Origin of the sequence: Pseudacidovorax sp., assembly GCF_017991995.1 — a bacterium.
Taxonomy (GTDB): domain Bacteria; phylum Pseudomonadota; class Gammaproteobacteria; order Burkholderiales; family Burkholderiaceae_C; genus Xenophilus.
Map to the genome: position 1 here is coordinate 1 of NZ_JAGOPN010000009.1, position 24,010 is coordinate 24,010.

The window sequence follows — 24,010 nt, forward strand, 5'->3', positions numbered from 1 at the left end:
CTCATAGGTGAAGAGGGCATTGACGCCCTCGTGGCCCGACAGCCGCACGGGCTGCAGCAGGGGCGTGCCGGCAAAGACCGGCAGTGCGGGCGAATGCACCCGCAGCGTGTGTGACAGCGTGGACATGGAAACCTCTCCCTGGCAAGCCGCTCTTTGGCGTAGACGGCAAGCGGCGGGACGAGGTTAAGGGCGCGCGCGGAAGGGCCACGCGGCTCAGCATGGGCCGAAAGCATCTTTTGCCGTGATGCGTGCAATAGTTGCCCGCCAGCGCAAAAGAAGGGCACATGGACACAACAGCGCCAAGTTCTTCCTCGGCCGCAATCGGGCCAAAAGACGAAACAGGCTACCCAGCCGCCAGCGACGGCCGGCGCCGGCTCCACTGCACCAGCTGGTCGGCGGGCATCGGCCGCGCGAAGAAGAAGCCCTGCAACTCGTCGCAGCCCATGCCGACCAGGATGTCGCGCTGGCCGGCGGTCTCGACGCCCTCCGCCACCACGCGCAGGCCCAGGGCCTGGGCCAGTCGCACCACCGCATCGACCACGGCACGGGCGTCGGCGCTGGTCTCGAGGTCGCTGATGAAGCTGCGATCGATCTTGAGCTGCCGCGCGGGCAGGCGCCGCAGGTAGCTCAGGCTCGAATAGCCGGTGCCGAAGTCGTCGATGGCGATGAAGACGCCGATGCGCGCCAGGCGGCCGAACACCTCCTGCGTGGTGTTCACGTCCTCCATGGTCACGGTCTCGGTGATCTCGCACAGCAGCTGGGACGCCGCGACGCCGTTGCGCCGCAGCGCCGCATCGATGCGTTCGACGAGGTCGGCCTCATGCAACTGCTGGGCCGACAGATTGATGGCCACGCGCATGGGCAGGCCGGCACGGGCCCATTCCTTCATCTGGCGACAGGCTTCCTCGATGACCCACTGGCCCAGTTGGCCGATCAGGCCGAAGCGCTCGGCCACCGGGATGAAGATGCCAGGCCCCAGCGTGCCGCGCACCGGATGGTTCCAGCGCACCAGCGCCTCCACGCCCGACAGTTCGCGCCGGCGGCTGTCGATCTTGGGCTGGTAGTGCAGCACCAGTTCGCCGCGCTCCAGCGCCTGGCGCAGCTCCGCCTGCAGGCTGAGCTGCTCGTGCGCGTTGGTGCTCATGTGCGGCTCGAAGAAGGCGTACTGCCGCCCGCCCGCCCGCTTGGCGGCCTGCATGGCGGCATCCGCCAGCGCCACCAGCGCCGCCTTTCGGCCGTGGTCGGGGTGCAGGGCCACGCCGATGGAGGCCGAGATCTGCACGGGCGGTTCGCCCACCCCGAAGGGCCGGCCCAGTTCGTCGAGGATGCGTGAGGCCACCAGGCTGCAGTCGGCCTGGCGCGTGACGTCCTCCATCAGCACGACGAACTCGTCGCCACCGATGCGCGCCACGGTGTCGCCGTTGCGCAGCACCCGGCGCAGGCGCTCGGCCACCTCCCGCAGCACCTTGTCGCCGCAGGCATGGCCGAAGGAATCGTTGACCGGCTTGAAGCTGTCCAGGTCGACGAAGAGCACCGCCAGCTTGCGTGCGGCGCCGGTGCGGGCCACGGCCAGGCAGTCGTCGAAGAAGGCCCGGTTGGGCAGACCCGTGAGCGGGTCCAGCACGGCACGACGGTCGAGCTCGTCGTTGGCCTCCTGCAACTGGTGATGGGCCTGTTCCAGAGAATGGGTGAGGTCGCGCGTGCGGCCCCGCAGCCGGGCATCGAGCACTGCCGTGACCAGCGTGAGCACCTGCATCAGCACCGTCGCAGCGACCACCATGAGCACGAGCCCGTCGCCGCCGAGTTCGTCGGCGCTCAGGCATACGCTGCCTTCCTCGTACCTTGCGGCCGCCATGCCGAGGTAGTGCGCACAGATCATGGCCAGCCCCAGCCCGATCGCCAGGCCCAGCTGCCGCACCCACGGTCGCTCGACGTCGCCCCGGTGGAAGAGCAGCCACAGGGTGGCCATGGATGTGAGCCACACGAGCGCGCAGGCAGCCCCGAGCAGGGGCAGGTTCAAGTGCGCCTGAGGCGCCATGTGCAGCGACAGCATGCCCAGCTGGTGCATGCCGACGAGGCCCACGGTCATGGAAACCGAGCCCACGACGAGGCCCGCGGCGGTGAGCCGGGGCGCACGCGCCATCAGCAGCGTCAGCGCCGAGGTGAGCACGCCGGCCAGCCACGACAGACCCGTAAAGCCATAGCTGTAGCCGATGGGCACGGGCAGGCTGTGCGCCATCATGCCCACGAAGTGCACGGCCCAGACGCCGGTGCCCATCACCAGCGAGCCGCCGGCCCACCAGGTGCGGGCCGTGACGGCATCCCGCGTGCGCACGCGCTGCGCCAGGTCGAGCGCGACGAAGACGACGAAGATGGACAACGCCACCGATGCCGCAACGATCAGCGGGTCGTAGCTGGACACCATGGCGGCGGCAGTCATGGGATGCGAAACGGATGCGGCCGGATGGCACGACAGCCGGGGCAGGACACCGCCCCCACCTCCCGGTGGGCGAGCCCGAAGGACTGCGGGATTGGCGCATTGTTTTGCATCGTTGTAACCGCCACTTGCGTTACAGGCCCGGCCATGCCGGTCCGCCCTCCATTCACCTGGAACGGCTCCATGCCACCCCGCGCTCGGGAGGGTAGCGCCGCTGCGACGAGGCGTCGTCAGTCTTTCGCCAGAACGGGCGTAGGAAAGCCGGCCTTCCGGACTACGCCGCAAGACGTGCCGGGGGACGGTCGGCTCACGGCCGCGGCAGGCGAGCGGGCACCGCCCTGGCCGGACGGCGCGCCCGGCGCAGGCGCTCAGATCACGGTGAAGTGATGCGTCCCGTCGCGGCCCAGTTGGGCCACCAAGCCGAATTCCCAGTCCAGGTAGCCCTGCATCGCCTCGCGCGGGGCGTCGGTGCCTTCATAGGGACGGCGGTAGCGGTCGGTCCGCGGCGTGGCCAGGCGGGCCTCGCCGGCCTCCTCGGGCAGGCCGGCGGCAAACCAGGCGGCATTGCCGCCGGTCAGCAGGCGCACCGGGACATCCGCGCGACCCTGTGCATCGAGCAACGTCCGCAAGTCGGCCGCCGCATAGGCCGCGAGGAGGCTCGTGCCGCAGGTCAGCACGTACTGGCCAGCCGGGGGCAGCGACTGCGCCAGGGCGTTGGCCAGTTGGGCGCGCACGGCGAACCAGGCACCCGGGATGTGGCGCCTGACGTAATTGGCGCTGGCACCCACATCGATGAGCACGGCATCGCCCGCCTGCAGCAGCGCGGCCAGGGCCGCGGGCGCGATGGGCTCGACCTCGCGGTGCGGCGCGGGCCGTTCCGGCGCGGGCGTGCCCGTCTCGCGGAAGTCGGCGGCCGTGGCGCCCTCGATGCGCCACACCTCCCAGCCCATCTGCGCCAGCCAGGAGCCGGTCATGGCAGCGCGCACCCCGTCGTCGTCGGCGAGCACGAAGCGGGCGCCGCGCACGGGGGCGTGGTGGTCGGTCTCCTGCACCAGTTGGCCGCCGGGGGCGCTGGCAAAGCCCGGCAGGTGGCCGGCCTCGTATTCCTCGGGCGTGCGCACGTCCAGCCGGTAGGTGGTGCGGCCCGCGTCGGCGAGCAGCGCGGGCAGATCGGCCAGCGCCAACGGGCGCACACCTGCCCGCGCCGCCACGGCCTGGGCATCGGCCCGCGCCTGGACGGCCACCGCCGCGTCGACCTGCGCCGGCGCGCGACGCTGCGCGCCATGGTCCAGCTGCTGGCCGGCCAGCAGCCAGCCGATGGTGCCGTTGCGCAGGGCCGCCACCGGATTGGGCAGGCCCGCATTCACCAGCGACTGCGTACCGATGATGCTGCGGGTGCGTCCCGCGCAGTTGACGATGACGCGCGTCGCCGGATCGGGCGCCAGCGCCCGCGCGCGCAGCACCAACTCGGCACCGGGCACGCTGGTGGCGCCGGGGATGCTCATGGTCTGGTACTCGTCGAAGCGGCGCGCGTCCAGCACCACCACGTCGGCCTTGGCGTCGAGCAGCGCCTGCACCTCCTCAGCCGGCAGCGAGGGCGTGTGCCGTTCGTGCTCGACCAGTTCGCCGAAGGCCTTGCTGGGCACGTTGACGTCACGGAAGAGCTCGCCACCCGCGGCGCGCCAGCCGTCGAGTCCGCCGTCGAGCGCATGCACGTTCGTGTAGCCCAGCCGGGCCAGCACGGCGGCGCCGCGTGGCACCAGGTCCTCGCCTTCATGCTCGCCGTAGAGCACGATGAGCGTGTCGCGCCGCGGGATTCGGCGCCAGGCCTCCAGCTCGACGCGCGACAGCGGCAGGTTGGCGGCCCACAGCGGATGGGCCTGGGCATAGGGGTCTTCCTCGCGCAGGTCGAGCAGGGCGATCTCGCGGCGGTCCAGCAGGTGCTGGCGCACCGCGGGCACGCCCAGCACGGGCAAGGAAGACGAAGGGACGGTCTGGGTCATGAAGCGAAGAAAAAGGAGGACGCCGTCCGGCGCGCAGCGCGATCAGGCCGCACGGGCCCGCACCTCGGCGCTGCGGTCCCACAGGTTGGGCAGGACGGCGTTGGAATAGCCGGAGACGAAGCGCTTGCGCCCGCCTTCGGCCGGGTAGGTGTGGCGTGCCACGGCGCCGATGTTGGCGCCGTAGACATGGATGCTCACCGAAACCTGGTCGGCCAGCGCATTGCGCACCTGATGCACGTCGCCGACACGGGGCGACACCGCCTCGACCTGGCCCGGCCGCAGGTGCACGGGCGCGCCCTGCGGCTGCCAGCACCCTTCGGCGTCCGGGCCGTAGCCCTGGCTGATCTCGGCGCCGCGCAGCATGCCGATCAGGCCCCACACGGTGTGGTCGTGCACCGGCGTGGCCTGGCCCGGGCCCCAGACGAAGCTCACGACCGAGAAGCGCTCGCTGGCGTCGGCATACAGCAGGTGCTGCTGGTAGTAGGTGGGGTCGGGCCGGGCGAAGGCCTCGGGCAGCCAATCGTCGTGCGCGACCAGCTGCGCCAGCTGCGCCCCACCCTCGCGCAGGATGCGCGGCTCGTCCGGGCTTTGGTCGAGCAGGCGATGGAAGCCGACGACGAAGTCGCGCAGGCGGGTGATGCCGGTCATGCGCGGATTGTGGCCGCAGGGCCTGCCGTGGGTCGATCCGGGACGGCCCGGGCCGCCGCCGCCAGGGCCTGCTGGCCGGCCGCGACCAGCGCCGCATCGCTCTGCGGTGTGTGGATGCGCGCGCACAGCACGTCGCGGTGGTGGCGCTCCAGCGGGTTCTGGCGCGACAGGCCGTGGTTGCCGCTGAGCTGCAAGGCCAGTTCCACCGCGGCGATGGCCTGCGTGCCCACGGTGTGCTTGACCAGGCCGCTGTCGGTCGGCGTCGGCGCCTGGCCGGCATCGACACGCGCGGCCAGGTCGTCCAGCAGCACGCGGTTGGTGCGCAGCAAGGCCTCGATCTCGCCCACCTTCTCATGCGCGCGCGGCAGGGTCGCCAGCGGCGCCCCCAGGCTGCCCGGCGCCCGCGACTGCAGGAAGCCCAGCAGCCAGTCGCGCGCCGCGCCGGCCACCGCGTCGTACAGGCTGCCGAGCAGCGTGGCCATCCAGGCCTGCTGCCTGGCGAAGGCCTCGGCCTCGGCGGCTGTCGCGGCCGCAGGCGCCCATTGGGCAGGCGGACGGATGTCCACCGCATGGTCCAGCGGGACGCGCACGCCCGCCAGCACCGCCTCGTGGCTGCCCGAGGCGCGCAGGCCCAGGTGGTCCCAGCTGGCGATGGTGCGCACGCCCGGTGCCTTGCCCGGCACGAGGAAGAAGCCCACCCGCGGCTGCGGCTCATCGGTGCGGCCCCACACCAGCAGCCACGACAGCCGCTCGATGCCGGTGGTGTAGAGCTTGTGGCCGTCGATCACCCACGCGTCGCCCTCGCGCCGGGCCACGGTGCCCGGCAGGCCGCCGCGCGCGGGCGAGCCCAGCTGCGGTTCCACGCGCAGCGCATTGGCCAGAGCGCCTTCGCGCACGCCGCTGCGGGCCACGGCCTCGCGCAGGTGCGCCGGCCACCGGCTGGCGGGATGACGCAAGGCCTGGTGCTGCAGGTAGGTCATGGTCAACACCAGCGCGGTCGCGGGCTCGCCGGCCGCCACCGCCGCGATCACGCGGCGCGCCTCGGCCAGCGTGGCGCCGCCACCGCCCCAGGCCGCCGGCGCCACCAGGCCGATGAGGCCCAGGCGTTGCAGTTCCTCGAAGTTGTCGTGCGGAAAGCGGCCGGCCAGGTCATGGTCGGCCGCCGTGGCAGCGAAGCGCCGCGTCAGCGCGGCCAGCGTGGCGTCGTCGATAAGCGCAGCGGCCTCGGCAAGCGCAGGTGAATCGGCTTCCGCCTCGAAGGCGGACGCGAACAGGGTCTGGGGAAGTGCACTCATGAGAGCGGACTTTGGAGGCCATTCGCGCGTGCGCGAACCATCGTTTGCGCATATCCAAACTCGGAATCCGACGTTCACGCGACGGCCATGGGCCGATACGGTTCGGCCCCATGCTGCAATCTTCGACCACCCTCTTCCGCACCACGCGGCGCCGTCTTCTGCAGGCCGCCGCCCTGGCGCCTGCCGCGGTCCTTGCCGCCCCCAACGACGACCTCGCCGGCGTCACGCTGCGCGTGGGCACCTACAAGGGCAACTGGCGCGCGCTGCTCGATGCCGCGGGCCTGCAGCAGGCGCCCTACCGCATCGACTGGCGCGAGCTCAACAACGGCGTGCTGCACATCGAGGCCATCAATGGCGATGCGCTGGACCTGGGCTCGGGCAGCGAGATCCCGCCCGTGTTCGCCGCGCGCCAGAAGGCCCAGCTCAAGCTGGTGGCCGCCATCCACGAGGACCTCAACAACCAGGTCACGGTCGCCCGCAAGGACGCGCCCATCCAGTCCATCGCCGACCTCAAGGGCCGGCGCGTGGGCTATGTGCGCGCCACCACGGCGCACTACTTCCTGGCCAAGCAGCTGGCCGAGGCCGGCCTGTCGTTCAACGACATCCAGGCCGTCAACCTGAGCCCGGCCGATGGGCTGTCGGCCTTCGCCCGCGGCGATCTCGATGCCTGGGCCATCTATGGCTACAACGGCCAGATCGCGCGGCTGCAGCACGGCGCGCGCGTCATCAAGACCGGTGTGGGCTACCTGTCGGGCAACTTTCCCGTCTATGCCAACCCGCGCTCGCTGGAGGACGCCCGCCGCCGCGCCGCCATCAGCGACTTCCTGCTGCGGCTGCAGCGCGCCTATGCCTGGGTCAACGGCAACTTCCTGGCCTATGCCCGCACGCAGTCGGCCGAGACCCGCATCGCGGTGGGCGACATCGTCGAGCTCTTCAACCGCCGCAGCCACGACTACAGCCTGGTGCCGGTGAGCGACGCCGCCGTGCGCAGCCACCAGGACGTGGCCGACACCTTCCTGCGCCTGGGTGTGCTCGACGGCCCGGCCGACGTGCGCCCCCTGTGGGACCGGCGCTTCGACGCCGCGCTGCGCGCCGGCGCTGCGTCCGCCGCCTGACTCCGCTTCCTCCCCTCCCTCCTCGGTCCATCCTCCAGAAAGCCTCCCATGAGCCATTCCCCCACCGACGGCCAAGTCCAGTTCATCGGCATGATCCAGACCCAGAAGGTCTCGGAAACCCATGCGCCGCGCGGCCCCGCCGTCGACCGCGATTACGTCCAGGCCTTCGCCCAGGCGCACGAGCAGGCCGGCTTCGACCGCATCCTGGTGCCGCACCACTCCACCAGCCCCGACGCCACGCTCACCGTGGCCTACGCAGCCAGCGTGACCGAGCGCATCCACTTCATGCTGGCGCACCGGCCCGGCTTTGTGGCGCCCACGCTGGCGGCCCGGCAGTTCGCCACCCTCGACCAGTACACGGGAGGGCGCCTCGCGGTGCACTACATCTCCGGCGGCTCCGACGAAGAGCAGCGCCGCGATGGCGACTGGCTCAACCACGACCAGCGCTATGCCCGCACCGATGAGTACCTGGAGGTGCTGCGCAAGGTGTGGACCAGCGAGCGCCCCTTCCACCACCACGGCGACCACTATCAGGCCGAGAACGCGTTCTCGGAAGTCAAGCCGGTGCAGACGCAGGACGGCCTGCCCCATGTGCCGGTGTACTTCGGCGGCGCGTCCGAGGCGGCGCTGAAGGTGGCCGGCAAGCATGCCGACGTGTATGCGCTGTGGGGCGAGACGCTGGACCAGGCGCGCGACCTGACCACGCGTGTGCGGGCCGAGGCCGCGCGCCATGGCCGGCAGGTGAACTTCTCGGTGTCCTTCCGCCCCGTGCTGGCCGAGACCGAAGAGGCCGCCTGGGCCCGCGCCGACCGCATCCTCGAGGAGACGCGCCGCCTGCGCGTGGTGGCCGGCTATTCGCGCGGCGGCCCGCAGCAGAGCGAAGGCGCACGCCGCCTGCTGGCCGCAGCCAACCAGGGGACGCGCGTGGACAAGCGCCTGTGGACGGCCATCGCGCAGGAGACCGGCGGCCGCTCCAACAGCACCGGCCTGGTCGGCACGCCCGAGCAGGTGGCCGAGGCGCTGCTGGACTACTGGGAACTGGGCGTGACCACCTTCCTGATCCGCGGCTTCGATCCGCTCGAAGATGCGCTGGACTACGGCCGCGAGCTGATCCCGCGCACGCGCGCCCTGATCGCCGAGCGCGCAGCGGCCCGTCGCGCGGAAGCCCAACGCCGGGTGGCCTGAAGCGATGAACGCCCCCGTCCACGCCGCCCATCTGCAACCCGCCGCCAGCGCGCTGCGGGCCCGCTTCCATGCGCAGCCGCAGGCGCGCTACTGGTTCGACCCGGCGCCGCCGCGCACCACGGTGGAGGCCGAGCGCCGCCATCGGCAGGAGCGGCTGGCCGGCGCCTTCCGCCTCTTCGCGCGGCACGGCTTCGACCTCGGTCTCGCCGGCCACATCACGGCGCGCGACCCGGAGTTGCCCGATCACTTCTGGGTCAACCCGCTGGGCGTGCACTTCTCGCGCATCAAGGTGTCGGACCTGCTGCTGGTCAACAGCCGGGGCGAGACGGTGATCGGCGACCGGCCGCTCAACAAGGCGGCCTTCGCCATCCATGCCGCCATCCACGAGCGGCATCCGGACCTGGTGGCCGCCGCCCACACCCATTCGACTTACGGCAAGGCCTTCTCCACGCTGGGCCGGACGCTGCTGCCGCTCACGCAGGACGCCTGCGTGTTCCACGGCGACGTGGCGCTGTTCGACGACTTCACCGGCATGGTGGTCGACCTGTCGGAAGGCGCCCGCATCGCCGAGGCGCTGGCCAAGCCCGACGGCGGCTTCGGCAAGGGCGCCATCCTGCGCAACCACGGCATCCTGACGGCCGGCCGATCGGTCGAGTCCGCCGCCTGGTGGTACATCGCGCTGGACAACGCTTGCCACACGCAACTGCTGGCCGAGGCCGCGGGCACGCCGCGCCCCATCGACGAGGCCACGGCCCGCCACACGCACGCGCAGATCGGCGGGCCCGAAGGCGGCATCCATGCCTTCGAGAGCCTGTATCAGCCGCTGGTGGCCGCCGAGCCGGACCTGCTGGACTGAGGGCCCTCGCCTCTTCTTCATCTTCTTCCACGACGCCATGACCTCGACATCCCTGCCCCTTCCCGCCTCGCGCCGCCAGCTGCTGCGCGCGGGCGGTGCCGCCGCCGTCGTCGCCGCGGGCGGCCTGCTGGCTTCGCGCGCCTGGTCGCAGCCGCGCAAGCTCACCTTCGCCTGGAACGCCAGCGCCTTCTGCCTCACGCCCGTGGTGGTGGCACAGGAGCGCGGCTTCTTCGAGAAGAACGGCCTGCAGGTCGATCTCATCAACTACACCGGCTCCACCGACCAGCTGCTCGAATCGCTGGCCACGGCCAAGGCCGATGCCGCCGTGGGCATGATCCACCGCTGGCTCAAGCCGCTGGAGTCGGGCTTCGACGTCAAGATCGTCGGCAGCTCGCACGGCGGTTGCGTTCGGCTGCTGGGCAGCAAGGAAGCGGGTGTCACCCAGCTCTCCAGCCTCAAGGGCAAGACCATCGGCGTGTCCGACATCGCGAGCCCGGGCAAGAACTTCTTCTCCATCCTGCTCAAGAAGAACGGCATCGATGCCGACCGCGACGTGCAATGGCGCCAGTACCCGGCCGACCTGCTGGACGTGGCCGTCAACAAGGGCGAGATCCAGGCCATTGCCGACGGCGACCCGACGCTCTACCTGATCGAGAAGCGCAATGCCGGCAAGTACACCGAGCTGGCCACCAACCTGTCGGGCGAATACAAGGACAAGGTGTGCTGCATCGTCGGCGCGCGCGGCGAACTGGTGCGCAATGACAAGCCGACCGCGGCGGCGCTGGTGCGCTCCATCGTGCAGGCCTCCGACTACGTGGCCGACAACCCCAACGAGTCGGCGAAGCTCTTTGCCAAGTACTCGCCCAAGGTGCCTGTGGAGGACCTGCAGGCCCTGCTCGGCACGCTGACGCACCGCCACCATCCCACCGGCCGCAGCCTGCGCGACGAGGTGGAGTTCTATGCGCGCGACTTCCGCTCGGTGGGCGTGCTCAAGAGCAGCACCGATCCGAAGCGCCTGGCGGACCACGTGTCTTACGACGTGCTGGCGTAACAGAAAACACCCCCCATGCCGCTTCGCGGCTCCGGGCGGCCGCCAGAGGCAGCTGCTCTTCGGGCACGTCCAAGCCTGCGCAGGCAGGCTTGGAGCCTCGGCCCTCAGCCCCTCTCGTTCGCCTTCGGCCTGGAGGGGGGCGCACCCAGAGGCCTGGCGAAGCCAGTTCCTCGGGTGCCCTGGCATGGCCTGCTCTGCGGCCACTTGATCCTTGTCGGGGTGCCGGTCTCGTGCCATATGGGTGGCGCGCGGCGCCATGGAACACTGAAATGACGACTTTTGATTCCGCACTTTCGCGCTGGACGCCCGCCGACGGGCCCGCGCTCGACGCACCGCCGGCAGCGGCGCCCCCGCCCCCTGCAGCGGCCATCGCGATGCCGCCGAGCGCGATCCCAATCGCACGCGCCGCGAGACTCTGGCCACGCGGCCTGCTGGCCGCCCTGGCCTGGCTCGGCCTGGGCGTGCTGACGCTGGCCTGGCCCAACAAGCCAGCCGGATTCAGCGACTGGACCTTCACCACCGAATTCGGCCTGGCGGCCCTGGTGGTCGGTGCGTTGCTGCTGGTGCCCGCGCTGGTGCGCCGCGCCCGTGGCGGTCGCGCTGGCGCACGGCTGGTGCACGCGGGCGCCTGGCTCGTGGCGCTGCCGGGGCTGCTGGCGCTGTGGGAAGTCTTCACGGCGAAGCTCGGCCTGCTGCCGCCGCCCTTCTTCGCACCGCCGCAGAGCCTGATCGACGTGGCGGTGGAGGACTGGCCGCGCCTGGGCCTGTCCACCGCGCATTCGGTGCGGCTGCTGGCACACGGTTTCGTGCTGGGCGCGCTGGTCGGCTTCATCACCGGCGTGTGGATCGGCTGGTCGCGCGTGGCCGGCTACTGGGTGCACCCGCTGCTGCGCTTCCTGGGGCCGGTGCCGGCTTCGGCGCTGTTGCCGCTGGCCTTCTTCTTCGCGCCGTCGAGCTATGCCGCCGCGGTGTTCCTGGTCGGGCTGGCCACCTTCTTCCCAGTGGCGGTGCTGTCGTGGTCGGGCGTGGCGGCGGTCAACCGCCAGTACTACGACGTGGCGCGCACGCTGGGCGCAGGCGAGTGGTTCCTGGTGCTGCGCGTGGCCGTGCCGGCCGCGCTGCCGCAGGTCTTCGTCGGGCTGTTCATGGGCCTGGGCGCCTCGTTCTCGGTGCTGGTCACGGCCGAGATGATGGGCGTGAAGGCCGGCCTGGGCTGGTACCTGCAGTGGGCCCAGGGCTGGGCCGCCTACGCCAACATGTATGCCGCGCTGATCGTGATGGCCGTGCTCTGCTCGGGCCTGATCACGCTGCTGTTCACGGTGCGCGACCGCGTGCTGTCGTGGCAGAAAGGGACCGTCAAATGGTGATCCCGCTGCTGCGCGAATACGACGACGCCACCGAAGAGGCATCGCCGCCGGCCACTGCGGGCACGGCCCCGGGCGGCGCGCGCATCGACATCGAGAACGTCAGCCACTGGTTCGACGTGCCCGGCGGCAACAAGCTGCAGGCGCTGGACGGCATCGACCTGCATGTGGCGCCCGGCGAGTTCGTGGCCCTGCTCGGGCCCAGCGGCTGCGGCAAGTCCACGCTGCTGCGCCTGGTCGCCGGCCTGGAGCCCGCCACCACGGGCCGGCTGGCGCAGGACGGTGCGGCCATCACCCGGCCCGATCCGTCGCGGATCGTCGTCTTCCAGGACCCCACGCTCTACCCCTGGCGGCGCGTGCGCGCCAATGTGGCGCTGGGCCCGCAGGCGCGCGGCGTGCTGCGCCAGCAGGCTCACCGCGTGGATGACGCGCTGGCCCGCGTGGGCCTGGCCGAGTTCGCCGATGCTTTCCCGCACCAGCTGTCGGGCGGCATGGCCCAGCGCGTGGCACTGGCCCGCGCGCTGGTCAACGATCCGCGCCTACTGATCCTGGACGAGCCGCTGGGCAAGCTCGACTCGCTCACGCGCCTGCAGATGCAGGGCGAGCTGCTGCAGCTGTGGCAACGCAGCGGCTTCTCGGCCCTGCTCGTGACGCACGACGTGGAAGAGGCGCTCTTCCTCGCCCAGCGCGTGGTGGTGCTGAGCGACCGGCCGGCGCGCATCGTGGCGCAATTGCAGGTCGACCTGCCCTATCCGCGCCACCGTGGCCATCCGCGGCTGGCCGAGCTGCGGCACGAGGCGCTGCGCCACCTGGGCCTGGATGCGAGCTGGTAGTCCACATCGTCCTGGTGATGCGGGCGCGGTCCCTCCGTCCCCGCACGCAGGACCGCCGCGATGACCGCGCCGCCTGACGCCCTCTGGCTCCAATGGCTGTTGGGCGCTTTGCAGGCGGGCCAGGCGGCGTTGCTGCAGGTGCTGCATGCGGTGGGCCTGGTTCCCACGCTGCACGGGCAGCCCGCATGGCCCTGGGCCTCGCGGCTGGCGGGCGACACCCTGCTCTTCGACCTGGGCCAGGCGCGCCGGCTGGCGCTCACGCTGGGTCTGCTGGTGCTGGCGCTGCTCGTGGCCGCAGTGGGCCTGCTGTGGCGCCGGCGGCGCGTGTGGCTGCTGGCGGTGGCCGGTCTGCTGCCCCTGCTGGCGCCCTGGCCGCAGTGGGAGGCCGTGCGCGTGGCCGCCACGCCCGCCAGCTTCCACGTCTCGCCCACCGGTTTCCACGCCGACACCATCGTGCGCGGCCACCAGCTCTACCGTCAGCTGTGCGTGGACTGCCATGGCGCCGACGGGCGCGGGCATGGGCCGCTGGCCGCGCAGCAGACGGTATGGCCACCCAACCTGGCCGGCCCGCTGCTGTGGCGGCGGGCCGACGGCGACCTGTTCTGGCACGTGCTGCACGGCATGCGGGATGCGCGCAGCGGCCAGCCTTCGATGCCGGCCTTCGCAGACAGGCTCTCGGCGGACGACGCCTGGGCCCTGATCGACGCCATGAAGGCGCTGGCCGCCGGCCAGATGCTGCGGCAGACCGGCCAATGGCTGCAGCCGGTGCGGCTGCCGGTCTTTGCCGTCCGATGCGCGGGCGCGTCGGGGCGGACCTCCAGCACCGCACTGCAGGGCCAGCGCCTGCGGGTGATCGCACCGGGCGCCGGCCCCTTGCCGACGCCCGATCCACGTGTGGTCACGGTGGCGCTCGCCCCGGCGTCCAGCACCCCGGACGTGCCGCGTCCGGAGGCCGCGGATTGCCAGGCGCTCCAGCCCGACGCTTGGCGCGCCCTGGCCCTGATCGCGGGCGACACAGACAACCCCGACGCGCTCGCCGCCACCCAGTTCATCGTTGACCGCGAAGGCTGGCTGCGCGCCCGGGCGACGCCCGGCGCGGCCGACTGGCAGGAAGACGACCTGGTGTGCCGTGCGGCATCCGACCCCGCCCCCTCCGTCGCCGCATCCGTGACGCGCCTGCCGGCTGCGGACGGGCTGGGCAGCCTCATCGCGCGCATGGACGCCGAGCCCGTGCGCTACGTCAAGGGCGGGCTCGTGCACTGAACGCCGCGCGACTGCGACCGTCCCGCCGGGTTTTCCTCCAAGCCCTTCCTTCTTCCATCCACCCAGGAGATCCCTCCATGTCCCAAGCTTTTCGCCCCACCCCCAGCCGCCGCCGCTTCCTGGCCGGTGGCTCCGTCCTCGCGGCCGGCCTTGCGCTGCCTGCCCTGGGGTGCCCATGCCCAGTCCCGCCCCGCGCTCAAGGCCGGCGACCAGAAGGGCGGCCTGCGCGCCCTGCTCGAAGCCGCTGGCGCCCTCGACGGCCTGGGCTACGACATCCAGTGGTCCGAGTTCCCCGCGGCTGCGCCGCTGGCCGAAGCACTCAACGCGGGCGCGGTCGACTCCGGCCCCATCGGCGATGCGCCGCTCATCTTCGCGCTGGCCGCGGGCACGCGCGTGAAGGCCATCGGCGCCAACCGCAGCGACGCCTATGGCACGGCGGTGCTGGTGCGGCCCGACTCGCCCCTGCGCAGCGCCGCCGACCTCAAGGGTCGCAGCGTGGCCACCAACCGCGGCTCCATCGGTCACTTCGTCACGCTCAAGGCCATCACCGCCGCAGGCCTGCAGCCGGGCGACGTGAACCTGCGCTTCCTGCCGCCGGCCGACGCCAAGCTGGCCCTGACGCAAGGCTCGGTCGACGCCTGGGCCACCTGGGAGCCCTACACCGCCATGGCCGAGACAGCGGGCCACGCCCGCGTGCTGGTCAGCGGCCGCGGCCTGCTGCCAGGCCTGAGCTACCTGGCGGCCACGGATGCGGCCATCGCCGCCAAGCGACCGGTGCTGCAGGACTTCCTGCAGCGCGTGGCCCGCGCCCAGCAATGGGCCAATCGCAACGTGGCGGGCTACTCGGCCACGCTGGCACGCATCATCGGCATCTCGCCCGAGGCGGCCCGGCTGCAGTTCGAGCGCCGCCAACAAGCCTGGGTGCCCATCGACGAACGCGTGGTCGCCGACCAGCAGGCCACGGCCGACTTCTATGCCAAGGTGGGCCTGATCAGGACGCCGCTGCAGGTGGCGGCCACCTTCGACAGGGGCTTTGCACTGGCGGGTTGAGCGCCAATGCGGCTGCGGCCCCACAATGCAACCGCAGCGCGCCGCCCGGCGCCGATGCCAGGGTTGCCATGCGCGAGCCCTGCCCCCACGCAGGGGGCTGACTGTCGGGGCGCTTCGACCGCCCCCTGCCGCTGACTGAGGCCTGCTTCCTGCAGCGGGCCAAGGAACCCCGCGACACCGTCGCGGATTCCCAGGACGTCCCGACCGGCGCCGTGCACCTCGCCCGGCCGGCAGGGGCCTTCTTGCCCATCTCCCTCCCGGCGGGTCGCTCGCGGGCCCCTCCTGCTCGCGGTGCACTGAAAGGCGCGCATGCATCCAGTCCTTCAGTCCGCCTTGCGGCCCCGGGCCGCCGGTCCCTGGGCCGATACCGCGCCCGTGCGCGAGGAGCTGTTCGGCATCGAACGGCTGGAGCAGCACGCACGCAGCCTCGCCATCGCCCAGCAGGTCAGCCACCGGCCACCCCGGGTGCCGTCCCTGCATGCCCGGCTGCGCGACAACGCCGGCGAACTGCTGCGAGCCTACCGTTCGGGTGCCGCGGAAGTGGCAGCGGGCCGCGGCGTGGTGCCGGCCGCCGAGTGGCTGCTGGACAACTACCACGTGGTGGAGGCCCAGATGCGCGAGATCCGCACCGACCTGCCCCCCGGCTACTACCGCCAACTGCCCAAGCTGGCCGAAGGCCCCCTGGCGGGCTATCCGCGCGTCTTCGGGCTGGCATGGGCCTTCGTCGCCCACACCGACAGCCACTTCGATCCGGTCGTGCTGCGTCGCTTCATCGCGGCCTACCAGGAAGTGCAGCCGCTGGACATCGGCGAACTCTGGGCCGTGGCGATCACGCTGCGCATCGTGCTGGTGGAGAACCTGCGCAGGCTGGCCGACCAGATGATCGCGGGGCGCGCCGCGCGCGCCGATGCGCAGGCGCTCGCCGACCGGCTGCTGGCGCCCGGCGGCGCCTACACCGCCTTGCAGCGGGACATCGAGTCGCGGCCGGACGGCCCGATCTCCGAGCTGTTCGCCGCACAGCTGGCCAAGCGCCTGCGCGACCAGGACCCGCGCACAACGCCCGCACTGCAGTGGCTGGACGAGCGCCTGCGCCGCCAGGGCGCCGATGCCGACCTGGCCATCCTGCATGCGCAGCAGCGCCAGGGCGCCTCCAACGTGTCGGTGCGCAACATCATCACCAGCATGCGCCTGATGTCGGACATCGACTGGGCGGACCTGTTCGAGAGCAACAGCCAGGTGGACGCGCGGCTGCGCGAGGGCAGCGCCTTCGCGCAGATGGACTTCCCCACGCGCAACCGCTATCGCACGGCCATCGAGCAACTGGCCCGCGGCTCACCGCTGTCCGAACTGGAGATCGCCGGGCAGGCCGTGGCGCTCTCGGCCGCGCAGGCGGACCCGTCGCCGCTGGACGGGCCGGCGCCGGTCACCGACCCCGGCCACGCCCTCATCGGCGAGGGGCGCGACGCACTGGAGCGGGCCATCGGCTTCCGGCCCCCGCTGGGCCTGCGCCTGGACCGCTTCGGCGTGCGCCTGGGCATCGGCGGCTATGCGGCAGCCATCCTGGCGCTGGCGGTGCTGCTGCTGGGCGCGGCGGGCTGGGCCCTGCTGGGCGCGGGCGCGCTGGCGGCGATCTCGCCCGCGCTGCTGGCGGCGCTCGCCCTGGCCGCCTTCCTGCCGGCCACCGAACTCGCGACGGCCCTCGTGCAGCGCGCCATCACCGCCCGCACGCGCGCCGCGGTGCTTCCGGCCCTGGCCCTGGCCGACGGCGTGCCGGCCCACCTGCGCACACTGGTCGTCATGCCCACGCTGCTGACCAGCGAGGCGGAACTGCGCGAGCACATCGAGCGGCTCGAAGTGCACCATCTCGCCGGGGCGGGGGGCGAGCTGTGCTTCGCGCTGCTGTCGGACGGGCTGGATGCGGACACCGAGGTGCAGGACGGCGACGCCCACCTGATCAGCGTGGCGCAGGAGGCCATCGCCGCCCTGAACCGGCGGCACGGCCCGGCGCCGGGCGGCCCGCGCTTCCACCTGCTGCACCGCCGGCGGCGCTTCAACGCCAGCGAGAACCGCTGGATGGGCTGGGAGCGCAAGCGCGGCAAGCTGCACGAGCTCAACCGGCTGCTGCGCGGCGCCACCGACACCAGCTTCATGGCGCTGGACGGCGGCGCTGCCGACCCCGCGCTGCACCCCGACCTCCTGGCCGGCGTGCGCTACGTCATCACGCTGGATGCCGACACCCGGCTGCCGCGCGACGCGGCGCTGCGCCTGATCGGCAAGATGGCCCATCCCCTGAACCGCGTGCGCTGGAGCGACGCCGAACAGCGCGTGGTGGGGGGCCACGCCATCCTGCAGCCGCGCGTGACGCCGGCCCTGCCACTGGGCCGCGAGGGTTCGCTCTACCAGCGGCTGTCGTCCGGCCCCGGCGGGATGGACCCGTACGCCGCCGCCGTCTCCGACATCTACCAGGACCTGTTCGGCGAAGGCTCCTACACCGGCAAGGGCATCTACGACGTCGATGCCTTCGAGGCTGCCCTGGCCGGACGCATTCCCGAGAACGCGATGCTCAGCCATGACCTGTTCGAGGGCGTGTTCGCGCGGGCCGGCCTGGCTTCGGACATCGAGGTGGTCGAGGACTTTCCGGCCCGCCACGACGTCGCGGCGCGGCGCCAGCACCGGTGGACGCGTGGCGACTGGCAACTGCTGCCCTGGGTGCTCGGGCGGCGCCACGCGGGCGCACCGGTGCCCCCGGTGGGCCGCTGGAAGATGATCGACAACCTGCGGCGCTCGCTGCTGGCGCCGGCCGGCTGGCTGGTGCTGGCCCTGTGCGCCGCACTGCCCTGGCCGCAGTCGCTGCACGGCATGGCACTGCTGACACTGGCCCTGGCCGTACCGGCCTTCCTGCCGAGCCTGGCCGGGCTGCGCCCGCCGCGCCCGGGCATCGGACTGGGCAGCCACCTGCGCGGACTGGCCGGCGACCTGCGGATGGGCCTGCTGCAGGCCGGCTGGGCCCTGGCCCTGCTGGCCGACCAGGCCTGGCGCGCGCTCGACGCCATCGTGCGCACCCTGACCCGGCTCTACGGCACCCACCGCCATCTGCTGGAATGGACGACCGCCGCCCAGGCCAGCGCCCGCCCGCGGCCGGGCGTGGCGGGCTTCTATGGCCAGATGGCCGGCGGCCTGCTGCTGGCCGGGGTGCTGGCCGTGGGCGTCGGCCTGTTCGCACCTGCCGCCTGGCCGATGGCGGCGGGCCTGGCGGCGCTCTGGTTCGCGGCGCCGGCCCTGGCCTGGCGCGCCAGCCGCCGCCCGCCCTTGTCGCCGCCCGGCGCTGCGGGCGCCGCCGACGCCCTGGCCCTGCGCCGCACGGCGCGCCGCACCTGGCGCTTCTTCGAGACCTTCGTGACCCCGGCCGAGCACATGCTGCCGCCGGACAACTTCCAGGAAGACCCGAAGCCGGTGGTCGCGCACCGCACCTCGCCCACCAACATGGGTCTGTACCTGCTGTCGACCGTGGCGGCGCGCGACTTCGGCTGGGCCGGCGCCCTGCAGACCTGCGAGCGGCTGGAAGCGACCTTCTCCAGCCTGCAGACACTCGAGCGCTTCCGCGGCCATTTCTACAACTGGTACGACACCCGCACGGCGCAGGTGCTGGCGCCGGCCTACGTGTCGTCGGTGGACAGCGGCAACCTGGCGGGCCATCTGATCGCGCTGGCCAACGCCTGCGAGGAATGGCTGGGCGCCACGCCGCCGTCCGACTGGACGCAGGGCGCGGGCGATGCGCTCGCGCTCGCCCGCGAATCGGCGCTCGCCGCCCCGGCGGCCCAGGGGCCGCAGGGCGTGCGGTTGCGCATCCTGCTCGACGACATCGAAGCGGGGCTGCGGGACGCCGCCGGCCTGTCGCTGCCCGTGCTTCAGCGCCTGGCCGACAAGGCCGAGGAGGCGGCCCGCGCCCTGGTGCCCGCGGCGCAGGGCGAGCCGGACGCGCAGGACGATGCGCTGTTCTGGACCGGCGCGCTGCGCCAGCGCATTGCGCAGCAGGCGCGCGACCTCGCCTCGTCTGCGGCCGGGCCGCAGGGCCTGGATGCCCGGTGGCGGTCGCTGGCGCAGCAGGCGCGCGCCCTGGCGCTGGGGATGGACTTCGCCTTCCTGCTCGACCCCGAGCGCAAGCTGCTGTCCATCGGCTATGCCGCGGTGGAGAACGCGCTCGACGACAACTGCTACGACCTGCTGGCCTCCGAGGCCCGCCTGGCCAGCCTGTTCGCCATCGCGAAGGGCGACGCGCCCACGCGCCACTGGTTCCGGCTGGGCCGCACCGCCATCCCGGTCGGCCGGGGCTCGGCCCTGGTGTCGTGGTCGGGTTCGATGTTCGAGTACCTGATGCCCTCGCTGGTGATGCGCGCACCGGCCGGCAGCCTGCTCGAGCAGACCAACCGGCTGATCGTGCAGCATCAGGTGGCCTACGGCCGGCTCCGAGGCGTGCCCTGGGGCATCTCCGAGTCGGCCTACAACGCCCGCGACCTGGAGTTCACCTACCAGTACTCCAACTTCGGCGTGCCGGGCCTGGGCCTCAAGCGCGGCCTGGCCGACGACCTGGTCGTCGCGCCCTATGCCACCGGCCTGGCCACGATGGTCGATGCCGGGCTTGCGCAGCGCAACTTCGCGCACCTGCAGCGCCTGGGTGCGCTCGGGCGCCATGGCTTCTACGAGGCACTGGACTTCACGCGCGCGCGGCTGCCGGGGGGCTCGCCGGTCGCCATCGTGCGCAACTACATGGCGCACCACCAGGGCATGACGCTGGTGGCCATCGCCAATACGCTGCAGGGCGGGCGCATGCGCGAGCGCTTCCATCGCGAGCCGATGATCCAGGCCTGCGAGCTCCTGCTGCAGGAGCGCATGCCCCGCCTCGTCGCCGTGGCGCAGCCGCGCGCCGAGGAAGTGCACGCCGGTGGCGCCGGGACGCAGGCCGACCTGCACGCGGTGCGGCGCATGGACCCGGGCGCGGCCACTGCGCCGGCCACGCACCTGCTGTCCAACGGGCGCTACGCCGTCATGCTGACGGCCGCCGGCACGGGCTACAGCCGATGGCGCGACCTGGCCGTGACCCGCTGGCGCGAAGACCCCACCCGCGACGACTGGGGCGCCTACGTCTATCTGCGCGACATGGACAGCGGCCGCATCTGGTCCGCCGCGGCGCAACCCGGGGGCGCGCCCGCCGACAGCCATGAGGTGGTCTTCGCCGAGGACCATGCCGCCTTCACGCGGCACGACGGCAGCCTGACGACCGTGATGGAGGTGCTGGTGTCGGCCGAGGCGGACGGCGAGGTGCGCCGCGTGACGGTGGTCAACACCGGCCGCAAGGCGCGGGAGGTCGAACTCACCTCCTACGCCGAGGTGGTGCTGGCGCCGCCTGCGGCCGACGACGCCCACCCGGCCTTCGCCAAGATGTTCGTGCAGACCGACTACCTGCCCGAGTTCGGCGCACTGGTGGCCACGCGCCGCCCGCGCACGCCGGACGAGCCGCCCGTCTGGGCCGCGCATTTCGCCGTGGTGGAAGGCACGGCCACGGCGCCGGTGCAGTACGAATCCGACCGCGCGCGCTTCCTGGGCCGGGGACGCTCGGCCGCCGCGCCGCAGGCCATGCGGGACGGCGTCGCGCTGTCCGGCACCACCGGCACGGTGCTGGACCCGGTCTTCGCGGTGCGGCACCGCGTGCGCATCGCGCCCGGGGGCACCGCGCGCCTGGCCTTCTGGACCCTGGTGGCCGCCTCGCGCGAGGCGTTGCTCGACCTGCTGGACCAGCACCACGACCGCAGCGCCTTCGGCCGCGCCCGCACGCTGGCCTGGACGCAGGCGCAGGTGCAGTTGCGCCATATCGGCATCGAGGCCGATGAAGCCGCGGACTTCCAGCGGCTGGCGGCGCCGATCCTCTATGCAGACGCCCGCTTCCGCACCTCGGCCGAAGCGATGGCGCGCGGCGCCGGCCCGCAATCGGGGCTGTGGCGGCATGCCGTCTCGGGCGACCTGCCGATCGTGCTGCTGCGCATCGACGACATCGAGGACATCGCCGTGGTGCGCCAGCTGCTGCGCGCCCACGAGTACTGGCGCATGAAGGGGCTCAGCGTCGACCTGGTGATCGTCAACGAACGCGCCTCGTCCTATGTGCAGGACCTCCAGATGGCCATCGAGACGGCCGTGCGGCGCAGCCAGTCGCGCCCCCGCCTGGATGGCGAGGCGCCGGGGCGGGGCACGGTCCACACGCTGCGCGCCGACCTGATGGACACCCCGGCGCGTGCCCTGCTGCAGTCGGCCGCGCGCGTCGTGCTGCTGGCGCGCCGGGGCGACATCGCGCGGCAGCTCGCGCGCGCGCCCCTGGCAGCGACCGCCGTGCGCCCCGCGCCCGAACCTGCCGTAGCGGCGCCCACCGCCACCGTGCCGCCGATGCCGGCATGGGCCCCGGACACGGCCGGGCTGGAGTTCTTCAACGGCCTGGGCGGCTTCGACTGCGACGGCCGCGAATACGTGACCGTGCTCGCCGAGGGCCGGACCACCCCGGCCCCGTGGATCAACGTCATCGCCAACCCGGGCTTCGGCTTCCAGGTCTCGGCCGATGGCAGCGCCAGCACCTGGGCCGTCAACAGCCGCGAGAACCCGCTCACGCCCTGGTCCAACGACCCCGTGACCGACCCCACGGGCGAGGCCTTCTTCGTGCGCGACGAGACCAGCGGCCAGCTCTGGAGCCCCACGGCGCAGCCGATCCGGGACCGCGGCACCTACGTCGCGCGCCACGGCCATGGCCACAGCACCTTCCAGCACGAGGCGCACGGCATCGCACTGGAACTGCTGCAGTTCGTGCCGCTGGACGAGCCCGTCAAGGTCTCGCGCCTGCGGCTGCACAACCGCACGGCGCAGGTGCGGCAGCTGTCGGTCACGGCCTATGCGGAATGGGTGCTGGGCCCGTCGCGCGCCGCCTGCGCGCCCTTCCTGCTGACCGAGGTCGACGCCGGCACCGGCGTGCTGCTGGCGCGCAACCCGTGGAGCACGGCCTTTCCCGGCCGCGTCGCCTTCGCGGACCTCGGCGGCCGGCAGAGCGCCTGGACCGCGGACCGCACCGAGTTCCTCGGCCGCCATGGCAGCCTGGCCGCACCGGCCGCATTGCGCGGGCGCACGCCGCTGTCGGGCGCCGTCGGCGCGGGGCTGGACCCGTGCGCCGCCCTGCAATGCCGCGTGCTGCTGCAGCCCGGCGAGACGGTGGACGTGGTTGCCCTTCTTGGGCAGTGCGCCAGCGCGCAGGACAGCCTGGCCCTGGCCGCCCGCTGGCGCGATGCCGACCTGGACGCCGAACTGCAGCGCGTGCGCGACCATTGGGACGGCCTGCTGGGCGCCGTGCAGGTGCGCACGCCCGACCGCGCCATGGACATCCTGCTCAACGGCTGGCTGCTCTACCAGACGCTGGCCTGCCGCATCCGCGCCCGCGCGGCCTTCTATCAGGCCAGCGGCGCCTACGGCTTTCGCGACCAGTTGCAGGACGGCATGGCGCTGGCCTTCGCGCGGCCCGAGGAGACACGCGCGCACCTGCTGCGCGCCGCAGGCCGCCAGTTCGTGGAGGGCGACGTGCAGCACTGGTGGCTGCCGCATTCGGGCCAGGGCGTGCGCACGCGCATCTCGGACGACCGCGTCTGGCTGGCCTTCGCCTGCGCCCACTACCTCGGGGTGTCGGGCGACATGGCGGTGCTGGACGAATCCATCGCCTTCCTGGAAGGGCCCGCGCTGCGCGAGGGCGAACACGACGCCTTCTTCCAGCCGATGCCCGCCGGCACCGCGGCGACGCTGTTCGAGCACTGCGCGCTTGCGCTGGACCAGAGCATCGCGCTGACCGGCGACCTGGGCCTGCCTTTGATGGGCACCGGCGACTGGAACGACGGCATGAACCGCGTCGGCCAGCACGGCCAGGGCCAGAGCGTGTGGCTGGGTTGGCTGCTGGTGCGCACGCTGGCGCTGTTCGCCCCGCTGGCCGAGTCGCGCGATCCCGCCCGCGCCGCGCGCTGGCGCAGCCATGCGCAGGCCGTGACCGCGGCGCTTGAGCGCGAGGCGTGGGACGGCGACTGGTACCGGCGCGCCACCTTCGACGACGGCACCTGGCTGGGCACGCGCGATGCCGAGGCCTGCCGCATCGACTCGATCGCCCAGTCCTGGGCCGTGCTCTCCGGCGCGGCCGACCCGGCGCGCGCGCAGGCCGCGATGGACGCGCTGCGCGCGCAGCTGCTGGTGCCCGACCCGGGCCTGGCGCTGCTCTTCACCCCGCCCTTCGACCGCGGCCCGCGCGACCCCGGCTACATCCAGGGCTATCCGCCCGGCCTGCGCGAGAACGGCGGCCAGTACAGCCACGCGGCCATGTGGGCCATCCTGGCGCTCGCGCAGCTGCGGGCCGATCCGCAGGCCGGCACGCACGCCCACGCGCTGTTCGCGCTGGTCAATCCCATCCACCATGCCCGCACCCCCGAGCAGGCGGCGCGCTACCGGGTCGAGCCCTACGTGGTGGCCGCCGACGTGTACTCGGTGCCGCCGCATGCCGGCCGCGGCGGCTGGACCTGGTACACGGGCGCCGCGGGCTGGATGCACCGCGCCGGCATCGAAGGCATCCTGGGCATCCGGCGCGAGGGCGACACCCTGGTCCTCGATCCGTGCATTCCCGCCGAGTGGCCCGGCTTCGAGGCCCGCGTCGTGCTCGGCGCGGCGCACTATGCGATCCGGGTCGACGCGCCGGGCGCGCGGTGTGCCGGCATCGCCTCGGCGTCGCTGGACGGCGTGCCGCTGGCCTGCGACGGCGGCGCCCTGCGCATACCGCTCGCGCCCGGCGCACATCGACTGGAGGTCACGCTATGACGAAACGTTCTTCCGCGCGCGGAACCCCGC

The 24,010-nt window shown here is 72.7% G+C and carries 13 protein-coding genes; 9 read left to right on the forward strand and 4 right to left on the reverse strand.

The window, feature by feature from the left end; translation table 11 throughout:
• Positions 1-343: 343 nt before the first annotated feature.
• The 4 genes from KBC94_RS13500 to KBC94_RS13515 form a co-directional block, all read right to left on the reverse strand.
• Positions 344-2,440: an EAL domain-containing protein gene (locus KBC94_RS13500; protein WP_294370783.1), complete on the reverse strand. Its 2,097-nt coding sequence runs from the start codon at positions 2,438-2,440 to the stop codon at positions 344-346.
• Between the two features lie 365 nt (positions 2,441-2,805).
• Positions 2,806-4,440 (reverse strand): rhodanese-related sulfurtransferase, encoded by a 1,635-nt coding sequence (locus KBC94_RS13505; RefSeq protein ID WP_294370785.1) that lies wholly within the window; start codon positions 4,438-4,440, stop codon positions 2,806-2,808.
• 42 nt (positions 4,441-4,482) lie between these two features.
• Positions 4,483-5,088: a cysteine dioxygenase gene (locus KBC94_RS13510; protein WP_294370787.1), complete on the reverse strand. Its 606-nt coding sequence runs from the start codon at positions 5,086-5,088 to the stop codon at positions 4,483-4,485.
• On the reverse strand, positions 5,085-6,383 hold the full coding sequence (locus KBC94_RS13515; protein ID WP_294370789.1) for an acyl-CoA dehydrogenase family protein: 1,299 nt from the start codon (positions 6,381-6,383) through the stop codon (positions 5,085-5,087). The genes KBC94_RS13510 and KBC94_RS13515 overlap by 4 nt, the downstream gene beginning before the upstream one ends.
• 110 nt (positions 6,384-6,493) lie before the next feature.
• Between KBC94_RS13515 and KBC94_RS13520 the strand changes: the two genes are divergently transcribed.
• From KBC94_RS13520 to KBC94_RS13560, 9 genes are all read left to right on the forward strand, one after another.
• Positions 6,494-7,498: an ABC transporter substrate-binding protein gene (locus tag KBC94_RS13520; RefSeq protein ID WP_294370790.1), complete on the forward strand. Its 1,005-nt coding sequence runs from the start codon at positions 6,494-6,496 to the stop codon at positions 7,496-7,498.
• A 48-nt stretch (positions 7,499-7,546) separates the two neighbouring features.
• Positions 7,547-8,683: an LLM class flavin-dependent oxidoreductase gene (locus KBC94_RS13525; protein WP_294370791.1), complete on the forward strand. Its 1,137-nt coding sequence runs from the start codon at positions 7,547-7,549 to the stop codon at positions 8,681-8,683.
• A 4-nt stretch (positions 8,684-8,687) separates the two neighbouring features.
• Positions 8,688-9,539: a class II aldolase/adducin family protein gene (locus KBC94_RS13530; RefSeq protein ID WP_294370793.1), complete on the forward strand. Its 852-nt coding sequence runs from the start codon at positions 8,688-8,690 to the stop codon at positions 9,537-9,539.
• A 37-nt stretch (positions 9,540-9,576) separates the two neighbouring features.
• Positions 9,577-10,590, forward strand: coding sequence for an ABC transporter substrate-binding protein (locus KBC94_RS13535; protein WP_294370794.1), 1,014 nt, complete (start codon positions 9,577-9,579; stop codon positions 10,588-10,590).
• Positions 10,591-10,964: 374 nt separating this feature from the next.
• Positions 10,965-11,957 (forward strand): ABC transporter permease, encoded by a 993-nt coding sequence (locus tag KBC94_RS13540; protein ID WP_294371289.1) that lies wholly within the window; start codon positions 10,965-10,967, stop codon positions 11,955-11,957.
• Positions 11,951-12,787, forward strand: a complete 837-nt coding sequence (locus KBC94_RS13545; protein WP_294370796.1) for an ABC transporter ATP-binding protein — start codon at positions 11,951-11,953, stop codon at positions 12,785-12,787. Before KBC94_RS13540 ends, KBC94_RS13545 begins: the two co-directional genes overlap by 7 nt.
• A 60-nt stretch (positions 12,788-12,847) precedes the next feature.
• Positions 12,848-14,050: a cytochrome c gene (locus KBC94_RS13550; RefSeq protein ID WP_294370798.1), complete on the forward strand. Its 1,203-nt coding sequence runs from the start codon at positions 12,848-12,850 to the stop codon at positions 14,048-14,050.
• A 126-nt stretch (positions 14,051-14,176) separates the two neighbouring features.
• Complete coding sequence (locus tag KBC94_RS13555; protein WP_294370800.1) at positions 14,177-15,100, forward strand: ABC transporter substrate-binding protein; 924 nt, start codon at positions 14,177-14,179, stop codon at positions 15,098-15,100.
• 309 nt (positions 15,101-15,409) lie between these two features.
• A complete protein-coding gene (locus KBC94_RS13560) occupies positions 15,410-23,980 on the forward strand; it encodes a glucoamylase family protein (protein WP_294370803.1) in 8,571 nt (2,856 codons plus the stop codon).
• The last annotated feature ends 30 nt before the right edge of the window (positions 23,981-24,010 follow it).